Origin of the sequence: Streptomyces sp. BK239, from assembly GCF_004217285.1 — a bacterium.
Classification (GTDB): Bacteria; Actinomycetota; Actinomycetes; order Streptomycetales; family Streptomycetaceae; genus Streptomyces.
Window position 1 is genome coordinate 1 of the sequence record NZ_SHKS01000016.1, and the last position, 1144, is coordinate 1144.

General features: G+C 68.6%; 2 protein-coding genes. Both read right to left on the reverse strand.

The window, feature by feature from the left end:
• Positions 1-776, reverse strand: a 776-nt coding sequence (locus EV567_RS27715; protein WP_130444906.1) for an IS3 family transposase, incomplete at its 3' end; no start/stop codon positions are given.
• Positions 773-1081, reverse strand: a complete 309-nt coding sequence (locus tag EV567_RS27720; protein ID WP_053743648.1) for an IS3 family transposase — start codon at positions 1079-1081, stop codon at positions 773-775. The genes EV567_RS27720 and EV567_RS27715, both read right to left, overlap by 4 nt.
• Between the last annotated feature and the right edge of the window lie 63 nt (positions 1082-1144).

Here is a 1144-nt window from a genome sequence, read left to right on the forward strand (position 1 = left end):
ATCGCGGTGCGGGCGGCGGCCCGGCTGGGCCAGGTGCTGGCGCCGAGCAGTTCCCTCTTGATGGTGGCGAAGAACGACTCGGCGAGTGCGTTGTCCCAGCACTGGCCGGTGCGGCCGACCGACAGACGCACCCCCAACTGGCCTGCCAGCGCGGCGAATTGCTGGCTGGTGTACTGACAGCCACGATCGGAGTGAAAGATCACCGGCCGGGTGGGACGGCGCTTGCGACAGGCGGCTGTGAGGGCATCGGCGACCAGATCGGTCCGCAGGTGGTCGGCCGTCGCCCAGCCGACCACGCGACGGGAGGCGATGTCGATGACGGTAGCCAGGTAGAGCCAGCCCTCTTCCGTGGCGATGTAGGTGATGTCGCCGCACCAGCGGGCATCCAGGCCGGCGGGGTCGGGCTGGAAGTCCCGGACGACGAGGTCGGGCCGCAGGGCAGCTCGTGGATCGGGGATCGTCGTCTGGTGCCGTCGTCTGCGGTGTCGGCCCTGCAGGCCGGCAGCCCGCATCAGCCGCGCGACACGGCGGCGGCCGCATCCGGCGCCTTCCCGCTTGAGCACGGCATGGACGCGCGGGGCGCCGTAGGTTCCCCGCGATCTCGTGTGGACGTCGGCGATCTGTTCCGCCAGCTCGGCGTCACGGACGGCGCGGGGACCAGGCTTGGCAGCGCGGCGGGCATAGAAGGCGGTCCGGGAGACCTTCAGCAGCTCACACGCTCGTTTGACGCTGTGACCTGCACGCTTCTCCGCCTCGATGAACGGGTGCACCGTCACCGGGTCTCCTTCGCGAAGAAAGCCGTGGCCCGCTTGAGGATGTCGACGTCCTCGCGCAGACGGCGGTTCTCCCGCCGCAGTGCGGCCAGTTCCTCGCGTTCGCTGCTGGTCAGACCGTCCCGTTCTCCCGCATCGACCTCGGCCTGCTTCACCCAGTCACGCACCGCGGTCTCGGTCAGATCGAAGTCCTTGGCGATCTGACCGACCGAGCGGTCACCGCGTCGACACAGCTCGACGATCTCAGCCTTGAACTCCGGCGTGAACGAGCGACGAGGGCGAGGCTTCTTCTTCCCCATGCTCTCCATGATGGACATCCTCCCGGGGCTGAACCCCTGATCTCGGATGTCCGCCAAAACGGATCAAGCCCA

Bases quoted from the DNA above. Each gene is read 5' to 3' on its own strand.
- EV567_RS27720 (WP_053743648.1), bottom strand. From the start codon at position 1,081: ATGGAGAGCATGGGGAAGAAGAAGCCTCGCCCTCGTCGCTCGTTCACG.